Origin of the sequence: uncultured Gimesia sp., assembly GCF_963976445.1 — a bacterium.
GTDB lineage: Bacteria > Planctomycetota > Planctomycetia > Planctomycetales > Planctomycetaceae > Gimesia.
In genome coordinates this window covers 245,947-261,311 of the sequence record NZ_CAXBKP010000003.1, presented here as the reverse complement: position 1 = coordinate 261,311, position 15,365 = coordinate 245,947, and the positions used below count along the sequence as shown (strand labels likewise).

General features: G+C 52.1%; 10 protein-coding genes. 7 read left to right on the top strand and 3 right to left on the bottom strand.

The genetic code is table 11. The annotated features are described in order from the left end of the window. Window positions 1–2 precede the first annotated feature (2 nt). Genes AAC022_RS05560 through AAC022_RS05545 form a run of 4 tightly spaced genes read left to right on the top strand, consistent with a single transcriptional unit; the run spans window position 3 to window position 4,237 of the window. Window positions 3–818, top strand: coding sequence for an ABC transporter ATP-binding protein (locus AAC022_RS05560; RefSeq protein WP_339728780.1), 816 nt, complete (start codon window positions 3–5; stop codon window positions 816–818). Further along, window positions 815–2,326 (top strand): iron chelate uptake ABC transporter family permease subunit, encoded by a 1,512-nt coding sequence (locus tag AAC022_RS05555; RefSeq protein WP_339728778.1) that lies wholly within the window; start codon window positions 815–817, stop codon window positions 2,324–2,326. The genes AAC022_RS05560 and AAC022_RS05555 overlap by 4 nt, the downstream gene beginning before the upstream one ends. Beyond that, complete coding sequence (locus tag AAC022_RS05550; protein WP_339728775.1) at window positions 2,326–3,654, top strand: metal ABC transporter permease; 1,329 nt, start codon at window positions 2,326–2,328, stop codon at window positions 3,652–3,654. Before AAC022_RS05555 ends, AAC022_RS05550 begins: the two co-directional genes overlap by 1 nt. Before the next feature lie 31 nt (window positions 3,655–3,685). Continuing rightward, window positions 3,686–4,237 carry a DUF3841 domain-containing protein gene (locus AAC022_RS05545; RefSeq protein WP_339728773.1) on the top strand — a complete coding sequence of 184 codons (552 nt, stop codon included), beginning with the start codon at window positions 3,686–3,688 and terminating at the stop codon, window positions 4,235–4,237. A gap of 42 nt (window positions 4,238–4,279) precedes the next feature. Here AAC022_RS05545 and AAC022_RS05540 read toward each other — a convergent pair whose 3' ends face one another. The 3 genes from AAC022_RS05540 to AAC022_RS05530 form a co-directional block, all read right to left on the bottom strand. Continuing rightward, window positions 4,280–5,626 (bottom strand): NAD(P)/FAD-dependent oxidoreductase, encoded by a 1,347-nt coding sequence (locus tag AAC022_RS05540; RefSeq protein WP_339728770.1) that lies wholly within the window; start codon window positions 5,624–5,626, stop codon window positions 4,280–4,282. Window positions 5,627–5,798: 172 nt separating this feature from the next. Next, window positions 5,799–7,292, bottom strand: coding sequence for a DUF1501 domain-containing protein (locus AAC022_RS05535; RefSeq protein WP_339728769.1), 1,494 nt, complete (start codon window positions 7,290–7,292; stop codon window positions 5,799–5,801). Window positions 7,293–7,299: 7 nt separating this feature from the next. After that, the gene (locus tag AAC022_RS05530) at window positions 7,300–10,353 is read right to left on the bottom strand and encodes a DUF1553 domain-containing protein (protein ID WP_339728767.1); all 3,054 of its coding nucleotides are present in this window, start codon (window positions 10,351–10,353) and stop codon (window positions 7,300–7,302) included. A 149-nt stretch (window positions 10,354–10,502) separates the two neighbouring features. Between AAC022_RS05530 and AAC022_RS05525 the strand changes: the two genes are divergently transcribed. From AAC022_RS05525 to AAC022_RS05515, 3 genes are all read left to right on the top strand, one after another. After that, the gene (locus tag AAC022_RS05525) at window positions 10,503–11,288 is read left to right on the top strand and encodes an IclR family transcriptional regulator (RefSeq protein WP_339728766.1); all 786 of its coding nucleotides are present in this window, start codon (window positions 10,503–10,505) and stop codon (window positions 11,286–11,288) included. Between the two features lie 467 nt (window positions 11,289–11,755). After that, window positions 11,756–13,897: a diguanylate cyclase gene (locus AAC022_RS05520; RefSeq protein ID WP_339728764.1), complete on the top strand. Its 2,142-nt coding sequence runs from the start codon at window positions 11,756–11,758 to the stop codon at window positions 13,895–13,897. A 252-nt stretch (window positions 13,898–14,149) separates the two neighbouring features. Then, the gene (locus AAC022_RS05515; RefSeq protein ID WP_339728762.1) at window positions 14,150–15,286 is read left to right on the top strand and encodes a hypothetical protein; all 1,137 of its coding nucleotides are present in this window, start codon (window positions 14,150–14,152) and stop codon (window positions 15,284–15,286) included. Window positions 15,287–15,365 lie beyond the last annotated feature (79 nt).

The following is a 15,365-nucleotide window of genomic DNA, read 5'->3' as shown; positions in this document are numbered from 1 at the left end:
TTATGAACACAAGAGAAAGCGTCGCTGCAGATACACCCTCTGAATTCTCATCCACAGCAACCCCGCTCTCGGTGTATGACTTAACGGTGGCCTACCATCGCAAACCCGTGATCTGGGACGTGAGCTTTGACATCCCCCCGGGCAAACTCGTCGGAATCGTCGGACCGAATGGGGCTGGCAAAAGCACCTTGATCAAAGCCATCATGGGCCTGATCCCCAAAGCTTCGGGACGAGTCCAGATCTTCGGCAAACCATATCAGAAGAATCGACAGCGCGTCGGATATGTGCCCCAACGTGAAAGTGTTGACTGGGATTTCCCCGTGGATGCCCTTGATGTCGTGACAATGGGGCTTTACAAAGAAATCGGCTGGTGTCTTCCCGTACGCAAAAAACACCGCACCCGCGCCATGGAAGCACTCGAACGCGTGGGAATCGCCGACTATGCCCATCGACAAATCAGCCAGCTTTCCGGTGGACAGCAGCAGCGCACCTTTCTGGCCCGCGCTCTGGTTCAGAACGCCGACCTGTATCTGATGGACGAACCGTTCGCCGCCGTCGATGCCGCCACCGAAAAAGCCATCGTGAAAATCCTGCAGGAAATGAAACAGGACGGGAAAACCGCGCTGGTCATTCACCACGACCTGCAGACGGTCCCCGAATACTTTGACTATGTAATACTGCTCAACATGCGAGTCATCGATCATGGACTGACGGCAGACGTCTTCACTCCGGAGAATCTTCAGAAAACCTATGGAGGACGACTGACGCTACTCGAAGAAGCCACCGAAACCATGCGACGCCGGGAGCAATCTCTATGAGGGCGTTCGCGCTGGTGTTGCTCTGCGCATGCCTCTGGCCGCCCTGTCTCGTCTTTGCGGCTGAAGGTGCCAGAGAAATTCAAACTCAACAATCCATCACGGATCGCAGCATCACGGTCCCGGAATGGAACGACTGGAAACGCGTGTTCCTGTTGCAAGATTACAACACGCGCATTGTCATCCTCGGCACCACACTGCTCGGTATGTCAGCCGGCATGATTGGCAGCTTCGCATTATTACGCAAGCGGGCCTTAATGGGAGACGCACTCAGCCACGCCACACTCCCCGGCATCGCCATCGCCTTTATCATCGCCACCTCTTTGGGGCTGAATGGCAAATCGCTGCCGATCCTGCTAGCGGGAGCCGCCGTCAGTGGCTTGCTCGGAATCGCGGGAATTCTGCTGATTCGCAACCTCACCCGTTTAAAAGAAGACGCCGCATTGGGAATTGTGCTCAGTGTCTTTTTTGGAGCCGGAATCGCGCTACTGGGTATCGTGCAACAAATGCAGACTGGTCACGCCGCCGGGCTCGAATCGTTTATTTACGGGAAGACTGCCTCGATGGTTGCCAGCGATGCCTGGCTCATCGGTTCCGCAGGACTGACCTGCATGCTGATTTCCATCCTACTATATAAAGAACTGACGCTGCTCTGTTTTGATGAAGGCTTCGCCAACGCGCGCGGCTTTCCGGTAGTGTTGCTGGACATGCTCTTAATGGGCCTGGTCGTCGTCGTCACCATCATCGGTCTGCAGGCGGTCGGACTGATCCTGATGATTTCTCTGTTAGTCATCCCACCCGCAGCAGCCCGTTTCTGGACAGAAAAGATGGCCTATATGTCACTCGTAGCCATCGTCCTGGGAGCGCTCAGCGGCATGATCGGCTCGGCGATGAGTGCCATCTTCCCCAACCTTCCTTCGGGGGCGATGATTGTTCTCGTCGCGACCGCCATGTTTCTCTTCAGTATGGTCTTCGGCATTCCCCGCGGCATCCTGATCCGCAAACTGCGTCGGCATGAGTTGAATACAACCGTAAATCGACAACACCTGCTACGCGGCCTTTATGAAACTCTCGAAGCGCGGGGACTACTCGAAGAAAAGCAACCAGCAGAATCCACGTTCGTCCCCATGTCCACGCTACTTCAAATGCGGAGCTGGTCACCAGCCAAGCTGAAAAAAATTGTCAGACGGGCACAGAGGAAACAGCTGATTGTAGCACTTCAGGAAGACCAGATACGACTGACCAAAGCCGGTCTTCTGGAAGCAACGCGTATTGTTCACGAACATCGTTTGTGGGAACTGTATTTAATCACATACGCCGACGTCGCTGCAAGTAAAGTCGATCAGGATGCTGACACCATCGAACACGTTTTAGAACCGGAAGTCATCGCAGAATTAGAAACGCTGCTCGTGCGGCAGTCGACGGCAGGAGTCCTGCAGAGCCCGCACGCCATTGAAATCCAGCAGGAAAAAACCAACGGACGCCAGTCTGGTCCCCGGAGGGCAACCTGATGGGGGGACTGGAAAACTGGAACTGGTTTCTGGATGGCTGGATCATTGTCGCCGGCATTTTATGTGCGACCTCAACGGCACTGCTGGGCAATTTTCTCGTCCTGCGAAAAATGAGCATGCTGGGAGATGCGATCACGCATGCGATTCTCCCCGGCTTGGCGGCAGCGTTTATGATCAGCGACAGCCGCAGCAGCTTACCCATGTTTGTGGGCGCCGTGATCGCCGGGATCTTGACCGCACTGTTTACAGAATGGATTCGGAGTTTCGGCAAAGTTGATGAAGGCGCCTCCATGGGGGTCGTCTTTACCTCACTGTTCGCTTTGGGTCTGGTAATGATCGTACAAGCCGCCGACCACGTTGACCTTGATCCGGGCTGCGTCTTATATGGGGCGATCGAACTCACGCCTCTCGACACCATTCTGATTGCCGGCTGGGAAATTCCGCGCGTCGTTGCCGTGCTTTCTGTGGTGTTGTTGATCAACCTGCTGTTCGTAATCTGCTTTCTCAAAGAACTCAAACTCAGTTCGTTTGATCCAGCGCTCGCCACCACCACCGGCTTTAACGCAACCATTATCCACTATACCTTAATGACATTGGTGGCTATCACAGCGGTCGCCAGTTTTGAAACGGTGGGAAATATTCTGGTTGTGGCGATGTTTGTCGTACCGCCGGCAGCCGCATATATGTTGACTGATCGACTGGGCCGCATGATCGTACTCAGCGTTATCCTGGCGATCATCGCCGCGGTCACCGGACACATCGGCGCCATCACTGTTCCCCACTGGTTTGGCTATCACAGCACATCCACCGCTGGCATGATGGCTGTCTCCGCTGGCCTGCTGTTCGTAGTAGCTGCTCTGTTTGGTCCCCGGCACGGCATCATCATCATCTTTGTCCGTCGGCAGATTCTTGCCTGGAAAATTCTCGCCGAAGATATCATCGCACTTATGTACCGCATTGAAGAACGTGATCCTCAGCAAAAACCAGATGCAAACTACCTGCGAGAAATTCTGTTCTCACGATCTGTCCCAACCAGGCTCTCACTCCGCTATCTCACGAAACAGGGGCTGATCGCAGACACAAACGGGGACTATGAATTAATGGAAACCGGCCGCGACATGGCACGCCAACTTGTCCGCTCGCATCGCCTGTGGGAACACTACCTGGTCGAACATGCGGGTATGACAGCCGAAAACATTCACAAACAGGCCGAAAAACTGGAACACTTTACCGACCGTCAACTACGTGAAAAATTGAACGAAGACACCCTCGACACCGACCAGGACCCGCACGGCCGCCCCATTCCACCGGAAGAGGAAGTCCGATAACCTTTCGAAACGATCTGAGAAGGTTCTGCTGATGCAATTATGGACCATACAAACAGAGGGTTGGTTAGCGGATCTGATGTCGAAGAAGAAAAAGTTTGCCTCATACACGCGTGTAGATCATGACTTTAAACCACACTACAAATGGCTCTCGCAACAAATGGCTGACCGGATTGGAACCAACCCCGACCGGTGCCCCACGTTTGCCTGGTACAAATTTTTTGAAAAACATCGCAGACCAGACTTACGCTGGAGCGGGCATTTTCCCAGAGGCACACCAGGAGTTCGAGTCGAGCTGGAAGTTGACCAGGAACAGGTTCTCTTATCAAATTTTTCGATGTGGCATGCGGTTTTAAATCAGGACTTTCTTGCCGGAAACAAAAGCGAGTCTCATGAACACGAAGAATTGCTCAAGGCAGGAAAATCCACTCATAAAATGATGAATGACTCCTGGAATCGCATCTTCGATCTGAAATTTGGCGACTGGCGATATTGGGGGAAGCGGTCCGAGCGGGCGATTCAAGCCTGTATCGAGAGTGTCTCTATAGAACAGATTCGAAAAGTCGATCATTTTATTGCACGTTGAAGCCGTTTCGGCGTAACGAAACTTTCGGCATTGTTTCGCGTTTTAATGCTCGGAGGAAACAGGAACGTCTTGATCCTCAGGCTCCGGTTTAGGCTTCTGATCTGTCGGCGGATCCCATTCCCGGCCCACAATCAAACGTGCCCCGCGGCGGAAACTGAGATAGGACCAGCCCCATTGCATCACAACCAGCACCCGGTTTTTAAACCCGGTCAGATAGAATATGTGCACGACCAGCCAGACCACCCAGGCAATGAACCCGGATAATTTGAACCGTCCTATTTCTACAATCCCTCGGCTGCGACCAATGGTCGCCATCTGCCCTTTATCACGAAAATGAAACTTACTGCGCGGCTTACCACTCAATTCCTCGCGAATCGTTTTTCCGATAAACTTTCCCTGCTGCAACGCCACCGGCGCGGTTCCCGGCAACGGTTTCCCAGTCTGATGTGTGTAACTGGCCTGATCACCGGCGACAAACACATTTTCATAACCCTGCAGACTCAAATCTGGTTCCACAATCACGCGGCCGCGATTATCCACATGCATGCCCCCCGATTTCCCCAGCGGAGACGCTTCGACCCCTGCAGCCCAGAGCACAGTGGCAGCACGAATCCGCTCATCTCCCAGTTCAACCCCTTCTTCAGTGATGTTAGTCACCATAGAAGAAGTCCAGATCTGGACACCCAGATTCTCCAGATCGCGGGCCGCCCGATTGGACTGTTGCTCGGAAAACATCGGCAAAATCCGCGGCCCGGCTTCGACCAGAATCACCCGCGTATGACTGGGATTGATCCGGCGAAAGTCCTTGGACAGTGTAAACCGGCTCATCTCGCCAATAGCGCCCGCCAGTTCCACTCCTGTCGGACCACCGCCCACAATCACATACGTCAGATGTTTCTTTTGCTCATCAGAATCGGTAATCCGTTCTGCGTGTTCAAACGCAGACAGCACACGTTTGCGAATTTCCGTAGCCTGCGAGATGTTTTTCAAACCGGGCGCGTATTGTTCCCACTCGTTGTGACCGAAGTAACTGTGCGTCGCGCCGCAGGCCAACACCAGATAATCAAAGGGCAATTCACCAAAATCGAATTTGACTTTTTGACCGGGCAGATCAATCGATTCTGCTTCCCCTAACAGGACGGTGGTATTGCGATAGGTTGAGAGCAGGCTGCGAATCGGTGTGGCAATGTCTGCGGGACTAAGTCCGGCCATCGCAACCTGATACAAGAGCGGTTGAAACAGATGGTAGTTATGACGGTCAACCAGAGTGATTTCGACTCCCTGAACGCCGCCCAGTTCCAATGCCGCATTCAAGCCAGCAAAACCACCACCGATAATCAGTACCCGTTTGGGCTCTGTTTTCTTTTCTGGGTTCTGTAATGTATTCATCACACTAATTTTATAGACCGGACGTTAATACCAATCGGACAGAAGTCAGCGCCCCCCTCGATTTTGATTATGCACACACTATAGCTATTCTAGACAATTCGTCTATGCGCACAAATTGCGTTCTTGAAAAATTCCGGCAGTCAGGCTGTGAATCAACACGGACTGATGAGTATTAAGCGAGAATATCGTGAATCACTTCCCCGTGCACATTCGTCAGACGGCGTTCGATTCCATTGTGGTAATACGTCAGGCGCGTGTGATCAACGCCCAATAAATGCAGCACCGTTGCATGATAATCGTGCCAGGCGACAGTCTGTTCGACCGATTTCCAGCCGAACTCATCGGTCGCACCATAATCGATTCCGTGCTTGAGACCGCCTCCTGCCATCCAGACGGAAAAGCCGTTCATATTATGGTCACGCCCCGTTCCCACCGTATTTGAGGCGGATTGGGTAAATGGAGTGCGTCCGAATTCCGTTGAAAACAGAACCAGCGTATCGTCCAGCATGCCCCGCTGCCTCAAATCTTTGAGTAGACCGGCAATCGGTTGATCAATGCGGGTTGCTTCGCGGAGGTGATTGCCTTTAACATCTTCGTGCCCATCCCAGTTAATCCGCGGTGAACCAAACGAGCCTCCCGAAAAGAGCTGCACAAACCGCACCCCTTGTTCCAGTAACCGCCGCGCCAACAGACAATTTCGAGCAAACGGCGCCGTCTCTTCAGCATCGAAGCCATATAGGGATTTCGTGGCAGCCGTCTCTCCCGATAGATCAGTCACTTTGGGTACGGCCAACTGCATTTTGGCTGCCAGCTCGTGGCTGCGAATCCGGGCTACCAGATCACTGTTCGCTCCCGTTCGTTCGAGGTGACTCTGATTGAATTGATTTAAGAGTTTTCGGCTGGCGACTTCAGTTAATTTTGAAATCTTACGACCGGGAAACAGATCGCGGATCGCCGGCCCTTCACTCTGGAATGGCACTCCCTGATGCAAGGCCGGCAGAAACCCGTTCGACCAGTTAATCGTGCCCGCAGCCGGATAGCCGCGGACATCGGGTAACACAACATACGACGGCAGCTCATCGGTTTCACAACCTAAGCCATACGAGAGCCATGCCCCCAGTACCGGGAACCCGTTCAATCGAAAGCCGGTATTCTCCTGAAACGTAGCGGGCGTGTGATTCGCAGAATCGGCTTTCATGGAACGAATCAGCGTTAACTCATCTGCCTGCGCCGCGATGTGCGGAAACAGTTCAGAAATCCAGAGACCGCTCTTTCCACGTTGCCGGAATTCAAAATCGTTCTTGCGCAGCAATCCGACCTGGCCAAAAAACGTTTCCGGCGTTTTTTCGGTCGGCATGACTTTGCCATGCAGCTTTTTGAGTGCCGGCTTATAGTCAAACGAATCCAGGTGACTTAATCCCCCAATCAGGCAGACATGAATCACTCGTTTCACACGGGGAGGAAAATGCGTCCCCATTTGTGAAGTTTTACCCGGTGAAGTTTTACCCGGTACCGCCGCGCTGAGTGGATTCTGCTTCAGCAGTAAATCCATCAATGCGGTTCCTGCCAGCCCGGTTTTCGCCCAGGAAAAGAAATCCCGACGCGACATGCTATCAGCATCACAGACAGAACCGGCGTTCGAATTTTGATGAAGTGGAAACGTCATAACAGTATCAATTCACATATAAAAATTCATTGCTATTCATAATCACGCGGCACAACGCAGACAGGCCATGCTGCTCCAGAAAGTCTCGCGCCAGCTTCGCCTCTTGTGGTTGGGGATGCCGTTGGAACGCCAGCAAAAACAGTTCATCAACCTGCTGCTGGCTTTCCGAGCCAGCCCGTTGCTGTACGCGTTCAGCCATCAGGTCCGACATGCGTAATACAAATGAGGCATTCATTAATGAGAGTGCCTGGAGCGGCGTCGTTGTAGAGGCTCGATCAGGAGTCGTCGTTGAAGGATCTGGACAATCAAATATTTCCAATAAGGGATGTCGCCCGCCTCGCGCAGAAAACCGATAAATCGACCGGCGATTGAATTCTTTGCCAACCGGATCCAGCGGTTCATAAAACTGGGTCCCTTTGAAGAAATACGATTTCACATCCTGATATCCCTGCCCGCCGACTTCAGGATTGAGCTGGCCAGCCACTTTCAGAATCGAATCACGAATGGATTCAGCTTCGATTCGCTGCGGGCTTTTCCGCCACAGCCATCGATTGTCGGCGTCAACTTTCAACGCGTCCGGTTTCGGTTCGGAAGCTTGTTGAAACGTCGCCGACAACAGAATCAGGCGATGCAATGATTTCAGGCTCCAGTTTTCACGTATCAGCTGAACCGCCAACCAGTCGAGCAATTCAGGATGAGTGCACCGCCCGCCGTTAAACCCAAAATCATTCGGTGTATTCACCAGCCCCTGTCCGAAATGATAGTGCCAGACCCGATTCACCATCACGCGGGCAAACAGCGGATTTTTGGAATCGGTCACCCAACTCGCAAATTGAATACGCCGGTCTCGATCCGGGCTGTCAGCCGCCAATCCCAGATCGCCCTTCACCCCTTTGATCGCGCTCAGCCCTCCCGGCTTCACCACGCCCGCTGGCGCACTTACACTTCCCCGCCGCAGCAAATGAGAAACCCCCGGATTCCGAGAAAGCGCCGCATACACTTTCGTTGGTTGAATCGCCTGCAGACGCGTGATTTCTGCCTGCAGTGTCTTCCGCTCTTCGAGCAATGTTTGTCGCTGAATCTGTTCGGGTTTGGACAATGCCGCCACCAGTTCTGCTTCCGAAAAAAACGTGCCCCCCCATTTCCCGGATGCTTGTATTTCCTCGGGCGTCAAGGCTCGGTCATACAGGCGGGCTTTGCTGATGATCCCTTTCAACAGACGATTTCCGCCCGGCGACCCATGTCGTAAGCCAAATAAAACTTCTGTTTTCCCAACAGAGAATGGCTGTAGCTGTTGTGACTGGTAAGCGATCCCATACGGCGTCCCATTGCGATACGCGGCGATTTTTCCGTCGGCGTGATAGACGATTGCAATCTGCACTTCTTTTTCAGCGGCGTCTTGTTCCGGTACTCCCTGAAACGATTTTGTTCTGCTGAAATTATTGCTGCCTGACAGCCAGTGCCCCGGTTGCTGCTCACCAAAGACAATCGCATCGAACAGAACTCCGTCTACCGTCTGCACGCTCATCACACCTCCGCCACGTTGATCGAGGTTTGAAAGTTTCACCCAGGCTTCGAGCGTCTTTTCTTTCAAATGCTGTTTCAGCGGTTCGGTTTTCAGGCAGGATTGATTTCCATCCAGCACCAGCCCCTGCTTGGTCTGTTTCGCAGAACCAAGTAATGTCCCTTTTAAGCCCCCCACCTGATCCTGAATACTTTTCTGAAAGTCCCAGGCCGCAACCGGAGATGAGATCGTTACTGGTGCATCGCTTTTGTCTTGCGTGATGCGACTGGCCATTACACGCTGACGAGCCTGAGTATCCAATTCAATGAGGGTCGCCTGAACCATCTGCAGTTTCTTCCCGCGTTCGGCTAACTGTTGTTGTGTCTGTTTATACCGGGGATCGGGAAGATCACGTTCACCATGCTCGACGCCCGCTAAAGCAGCGGCGATCTGATAATATTCCTGCTGGCTGATCGGATCAAATTTGTGATCATGACAGCGGGCACAATTGACCGTCAAACCGAGAAACGTCTGGCTGACCACTCCAATTTTATCTTCCAGTTCATCCTGACGCATCGTTTCCCGCATCTCCTTAATGGCTGGGATAACGGTATTATGTGCGCCGGCGACGAGAAAACCGGTCGCGATGACTGCCTGTGGGTTGTCGGGCTCCAGCATATCGCCGGCCAGTTGCATCCGTACAAATTGATCGTAGGGCAAATCTCGATTGAACGCCTGAATCACCCAGTTCCGATAATGCCAGGCATTCGTGCGAGGCTGATCCCGTTCAAAACCATTACTCTCCCCAAAGCGAACCACGTCCAGCCAGTGTCGTGCCCAGTGTTCCCCGTAATGCGGCGACGCCAGCAAATGATCGACCAGTTTTTCATAGGCATCTGGCGCGGAATTGTTCACGAACGCTTCGACTTCTTCCGGCTCGGGAGGCAAACCGATGGCCGAGTAATAGAGACGACGAATTAAGGTTCTGCGATCAGCGCGGGACTGGGGTTGCAGGCTATGCTCCTGCAACCGCGCCAGTACAAACGCATCAATCGGATTGCGAACCCCCTGTTTGTCTGGGACCTGAGGAACAGTAACCTCTCGCAACGGCTGCAGCGACCACCAGTCGTAGCCGCCTCGCTTCTTAGTTGTTTTGCTGAATGGATCAATGGGATCGGTGCCCCACGGTGCCCCGGCCTCGATCCAGTGTTTGAACAACTGCTTCTCATCTGCAGAGAGTGGATGTTCGGGAGGCATCTCATCTGACTCGATGTACTGCCAGATCAAACTTTCATCGGGCTTGCCCGCTTGCAGTGCAGGACCACCTTCTCCCCCTTGAAACGCAGCCGCTCGACGCGAAAAATCGAAACCGGCTTTGGGATCCAGGCCCGCATGACAGTCCAGGCAACGAGCTGCAATTAACGGAGCAATCACGTGGTCAAAGTCGGCCTGTTGCGTTGCTTTATTTTGAAAGCGCTGTTCTGCCGAAGCGATCTCGGCAAAATTCAGCCAAAGAACCACCGTCAAAACCATCCAAAGTTTTTCGCCTGCGCGCATAGCAAGTTTCTTTCTGCTGCCGTTCGATTTGAAAGGAGTATTGCATTATCGCTGATTATCAATTCCATGCTGATGAGGTTGACACACGTGTCTTGGCCTCATACCATATTTCACTATTGAAACCTATTTCATATATGAAGTCAACAACAATGAGCGTCCCCCGAACAATTCCGAAAACTGATGCAGCCGCCTCTCCCAGCTTGCAGCGGGGCATTGCCTTGCTCGAATATCTGGCAAAACATTCGCATGGCTGCACACTCAGCGAACTCAGTGAACAACTTTCAATTCCGCAGGCCTCGCTGTTACGGATTGGAAAAGCGCTGGAAGAGATGGGTTATGTCTCGCGCGACCTGGCGACGAAAAAGTTTTACCTCACGAACCGTTTCCTGCAGTTGATCCCTCCCAGCGTTCAGGACCGCCCTCTATCGGAATGTGCGATTGGTCCGATGCGGGAACTGCGCGACATGACCGGCGAGACCACACAACTCTGCTGTCTGATCGATACAGAGATCGTGATCATTGAACAGTTGCTGGCGCGGCATGCCTTCAAGTATTCCGCGGAGATCGGTGCCCGTGCCCCGTGCTACAGTTGTGCTCCCGGAAAAGCCATCGCCGCGTTTTTACCGGAAAATGAGCGCGAGGATCTGGTCAACCGGATTCGTTTCAAACGTTTCACTCCTCAAACGATTACGTCAAAACGTGCGTTTCTCAACGAATTGAATCTGATCCGTCAATGCGGCTATGCGATTGACCGTGAAGAAGGAGTGACAGGCATTCGCTGCATCGCAGCTCCGATTCGAGATCGAAATGGCATCGCGATCGCCGCCTTCACGATCACAGGGCCAGCGGAACGCATCCCGCACGACGAATACGAATCGTTGGGGCAAATCGTCCAATCCCGAGCCAATGCGGCCACAGTGGAATTTAATCGGTAAGCCTGCTCTCTGATGCTACCGAACGGACCACAAGCGGCCCCCACAATCAGCACAAGCACCCCAGCCGCAACGACCGTCAACTTCACCACGAACATGCCACCCGGACTATCAGGCTTTGAGCTCGAAGTTCCCGCAGTTGCTCTGCATGTTGCAATTTGACAACCTTCATTCGCGACCTAGTGTAAATGTAGTCTACCCACATTGGTGTATTCATGGAGTTGTATGATCAACGCCAGACAGACATCAATGTTTTAAAAATGCTCCCAGTAACTATGTCTTTATTTGGACACGAGAATAAATTCACTCCCCAGTGATATAAACTCGCTATTGATCTTAAAAAAATCGTCTCCAGACAAAGCCATTGCGATAAATCAGATTTTTTGTGGCGCGAAAAAGAAAACCGTATTGTTCGTAACGAACGGTATCAGGGTTCCATTCGATTTTCGCACCCGCGTTAAGGTCGCAAGATGAACAGTCCTCTCATAGCAAATAGTAATTCCGTGCCACAGCAGCAGTCTGTGCATGGCAGCTATAATATGGGCTCTTCACAGATCCTGAAGGAACTCATCGCCCTTTCTACTGAACAGGAAGTGTTCTCGCTGGAATCAGGCGAAACTGATTTCGTCGATCAGGTTATTTCGCGTAAACACCTGCGCAAGTTACTCACCGCACTGCAGGCCCGCGATGCTTCTACATTATGTCACTCCCGGCGCGTTGCATTCCTGGCAAAAGGAATCGCCACTAATTTAGGCTGGGAGGGAATTCATCTCAAACGGCTGGAAATTGCCGCACTACTACATGACATCGGAAAAATCGGTGTCCCAGACCACATCATGCTCAAGCCTGGTAAACTGACATCAGATGAAATTGAACTGATGTCACATTACCACAACATCGGCCTGGATGTACTGCAAGCCTGCCGAACCGACCACGAAGTGTTGACCATTCTCTCACAAACCCGCTACCACTTCAGCGGTGCCACCAACGGTTTTCAATATATTGGCAGCGACGTGCATCAAGGCGCACGCATCCTGGCGATTGCAGATGCCTATGATTCTCTGGCGACCGACCAGGTCTATCGAGCCGGAAAGAAACATGATGAAATCATGGCCATCCTGATGGAGGCCGCTGGTACCCAATTTGACGGAAACATTGTCTGTGCGCTTTCACGCTGGGAACAGAACGAACAAGACGCCTTCCACGATGCGCTCCTCGAAGTGAATCGGCTCTTTCAACCGAAGCCTTTCAGTGAAGAGGAAGCACAGGAAGCCAACCTGATCAACAACATTTTCTCATATCTGTTTCAGATTGAGAGCCTGTACGATGGGTTTTATATCGTCAATGCTGATTTTCAGTTTGTCCTGTTCAGTCCGGGTCTGGAAAAACTGACCGAAATCCCGGCGATCGATATCCTGGGCGAAGCTTGGACCGCTAACAGCCTGCCCTTAACCAACAAGGAAGGCACCAGCCTCTCCACGGCTGAATGCTCCATGAATCGAGTCATCGCCAATGGAAAGCCGATGACCACGGAATTCATGCTGGAGCGTCCTGGTGGCCGTCTGATTAATATTGAAGTTCAGTCGGTTCCCATGTTCGGAAAAGATGGCCATCTGGTGGGCGTCGCGGAAATATATCGAGACCTGTCCCGTGGCTTGAAACGACCTCAGGAATTCAATGATCTCAAACAGGCAGCCAGTATGGACGCTTTGACGTCCGTTGCCAATCGCGGCGAGTTGGAAACGCAACTGACAATCATGCTCAGCAGAGTCAACAAAGAAACCGATCCCGCACCGTTGAGCCTGATGTTTATCGACGCCGATCACTTTAAAAATATCAACGACTCGTACGGACATTCGGTGGGTGATGAAGTTCTGATCGAACTGGCCCGTTTATTCCAGCATGAAACCTACTCAGGAGAACTGGTCGGCCGATATGGCGGGGAAGAATTTGTGATTCTCTGCCCTGAAACCGATCTGGAACATGCAGCAAAAAAAGCAGAACGCCTGCGACTGGCAATCAGCAATCTGAAGATTGATCACTTGGAAAAAACGCGAATTTCCGCTTCCTTCGGAGTCGCTCAGGTTGAAGAGGGCGACTCCGTCGAAAGTCTGTTCCGCCGCGCAGATGCTGCCTTGTATCGTGCCAAAGAAACAGGCCGCAATAAGGTTTGCTCGTTAACAGGCCACCAGTTATTGACCGGAATCGATCCCATCAACGATTCGGTAGAGAAGACCATCGATGAAATGTTCTTTGAAAATACATTCCAGGCACTCATCTCATCTGACATCATCGTTTATAAGCTGGGCGGCTTTGTGGACGACAATAATGCGAAGTTGACGGAAGTCAACACGAACCGGGCTGTAATGCAACTCGGAAAATCAGGTCTGCTCCCCTTCTGGGGTAAAACCGATGATCGCAAACCAGTCGAAGTCGAAGTCGAATTCGGGTGTGCTGCTAAAAAAACAAACTCAAACGGCCGCAGTTCAACGCCACGCGTCGACGTCATGATCCGAATTTCACCACTCGGATGGGTCAAAAAACCGATGCTGTTCCAGCAACGTGCCAATCGGGTCTATCGACTCCTAAAAGACTACTTCGCTGCAGAGTAATCTCAAGCGGCAGATTCTGCCGATCCACTTCACTTTCGCCCTTGCATGACAGCCCCTTACGTCAATGCAGGCAATCCAGCCAAACCCTGCGGAATACGCTGACTAATTCGATATTTGAATATCCAACGATTCTATCTGTCTTACGCCCCCTTATAACCCGCAAGACACGAAAAACCATACACGCCCCAATCATGCCAACCCGATAAACCAAGCGTATCGATTAACACTCAATCTGCGCACGGTGGCTAACTAGTGGATTCCAAAACACAAATAGACAGTCCTTATTTTCTTGAGATCATCTCAAGATCGCGGTTACTGTTCTGCACATTTCTCATCTCGATTCTGATTGAACTTCCGGGTTGCGCTCACACAGACGGTGATTATGACGAGACGTGCTCGACCGTCTCCTGCCGTGTTAAAAAGAGCTTTCTGTTTCATCATGACAAATATTCCCCGCACCCTTATCGATCGCTGGAAGGGTATCAGACAGACCTGGATAAGTATGTGGTCAAGCACGCGGCCAGAAAGTGCGCCAAGCGGTCCTTGAAGACAATGGCTTGTAATTGCAAAGACAAACCATCTAAAGCGTTTCGCGATGGATACCAGCAAGCTTACGTTGATATAGCCCTGGGTGACTCTGGCGAAGTCCCTCCTGTACCACCAGAAGAATATTGGGCCGCTCATTACCGAACGCCACAAGGTTATCTGGAAATACAACAATGGTTCACTGGATATAAACTGGGTGCCGAGCATGCCCTTGCTGATGGACGCTACGATTATAATAAAATCGCCACCCCCTACTCTCAGTTGGACTGGAATCAACCTGCCACCGACCATTGGGATGAAAATACAACCTACAGGCAGGAGAGTCACCTGACGCAGCCAACTCCTCAAGCGTCACAGCCAGCGCCGATGAGCACGCCGTACCAGAACCAGACTTCACAGCCACCGAACTTAACACTACCGAAGCATCCCCTGTCTTTACCGGCTCCTCCCGCACCGCCGGTTCCACAACACAGTCAGCCCAGACCAACACAGACCATACCCCAAAGAGTGCCACCACAGGCGCAACCGGTATTGCCACCAAAGCAGCCTCGCAGTCAGCCTCCCATTGTAGCGCCGAAACCGCCACTACATATGCAGAGGACAATTCCTGCTCCGGTACTGAAACGCCATCAGCCGGAAATCGGTAAACCGGCGCCGCCGGCTTATATCAACGATGATCCGCCACCGAGTCCGTACTCATTACAGTCGTATCCTTATACGCCAAGCCATACACAGTTACCCAGTCGCAAAGCACCTTCAAAGCAATACCAGCAACTGGATCAAACAAACAGACAACGCTTGCCTCGTTTTTCGAAGAGTCAGCCTGTCATTAACAGGTATTAATTCAGAACCGATAGCAACAGAACCAGAGTATTTTCTGAGCCAAAACTCATTCAAAGGAAATAAACGACAGGATGTCGCA

What these genes read in the sequence shown, in the direction of transcription:
- AAC022_RS05560 (WP_339728780.1), top strand. Translation starts at nt 3, where the DNA reads ATGAACACAAGAGAAAGCGTCGCTGCAGATACACCCTCTGAATTCTCA.
- AAC022_RS05555 (WP_339728778.1), top strand. Translation starts at nt 815, where the DNA reads ATGAGGGCGTTCGCGCTGGTGTTGCTCTGCGCATGCCTCTGGCCGCCC.
- AAC022_RS05550 (WP_339728775.1), top strand. Translation starts at nt 2,326, where the DNA reads ATGGGGGGACTGGAAAACTGGAACTGGTTTCTGGATGGCTGGATCATT.
- AAC022_RS05545 (WP_339728773.1), top strand. Translation starts at nt 3,686, where the DNA reads ATGCAATTATGGACCATACAAACAGAGGGTTGGTTAGCGGATCTGATG.
- AAC022_RS05540 (WP_339728770.1), bottom strand. Translation starts at nt 5,626, where the DNA reads ATGAATACATTACAGAACCCAGAAAAGAAAACAGAGCCCAAACGGGTA.
- AAC022_RS05535 (WP_339728769.1), bottom strand. Translation starts at nt 7,292, where the DNA reads ATGACGTTTCCACTTCATCAAAATTCGAACGCCGGTTCTGTCTGTGAT.
- AAC022_RS05530 (WP_339728767.1), bottom strand. Translation starts at nt 10,353, where the DNA reads ATGCGCGCAGGCGAAAAACTTTGGATGGTTTTGACGGTGGTTCTTTGG.
- AAC022_RS05525 (WP_339728766.1), top strand. Translation starts at nt 10,503, where the DNA reads ATGAGCGTCCCCCGAACAATTCCGAAAACTGATGCAGCCGCCTCTCCC.
- AAC022_RS05520 (WP_339728764.1), top strand. Translation starts at nt 11,756, where the DNA reads ATGAACAGTCCTCTCATAGCAAATAGTAATTCCGTGCCACAGCAGCAG.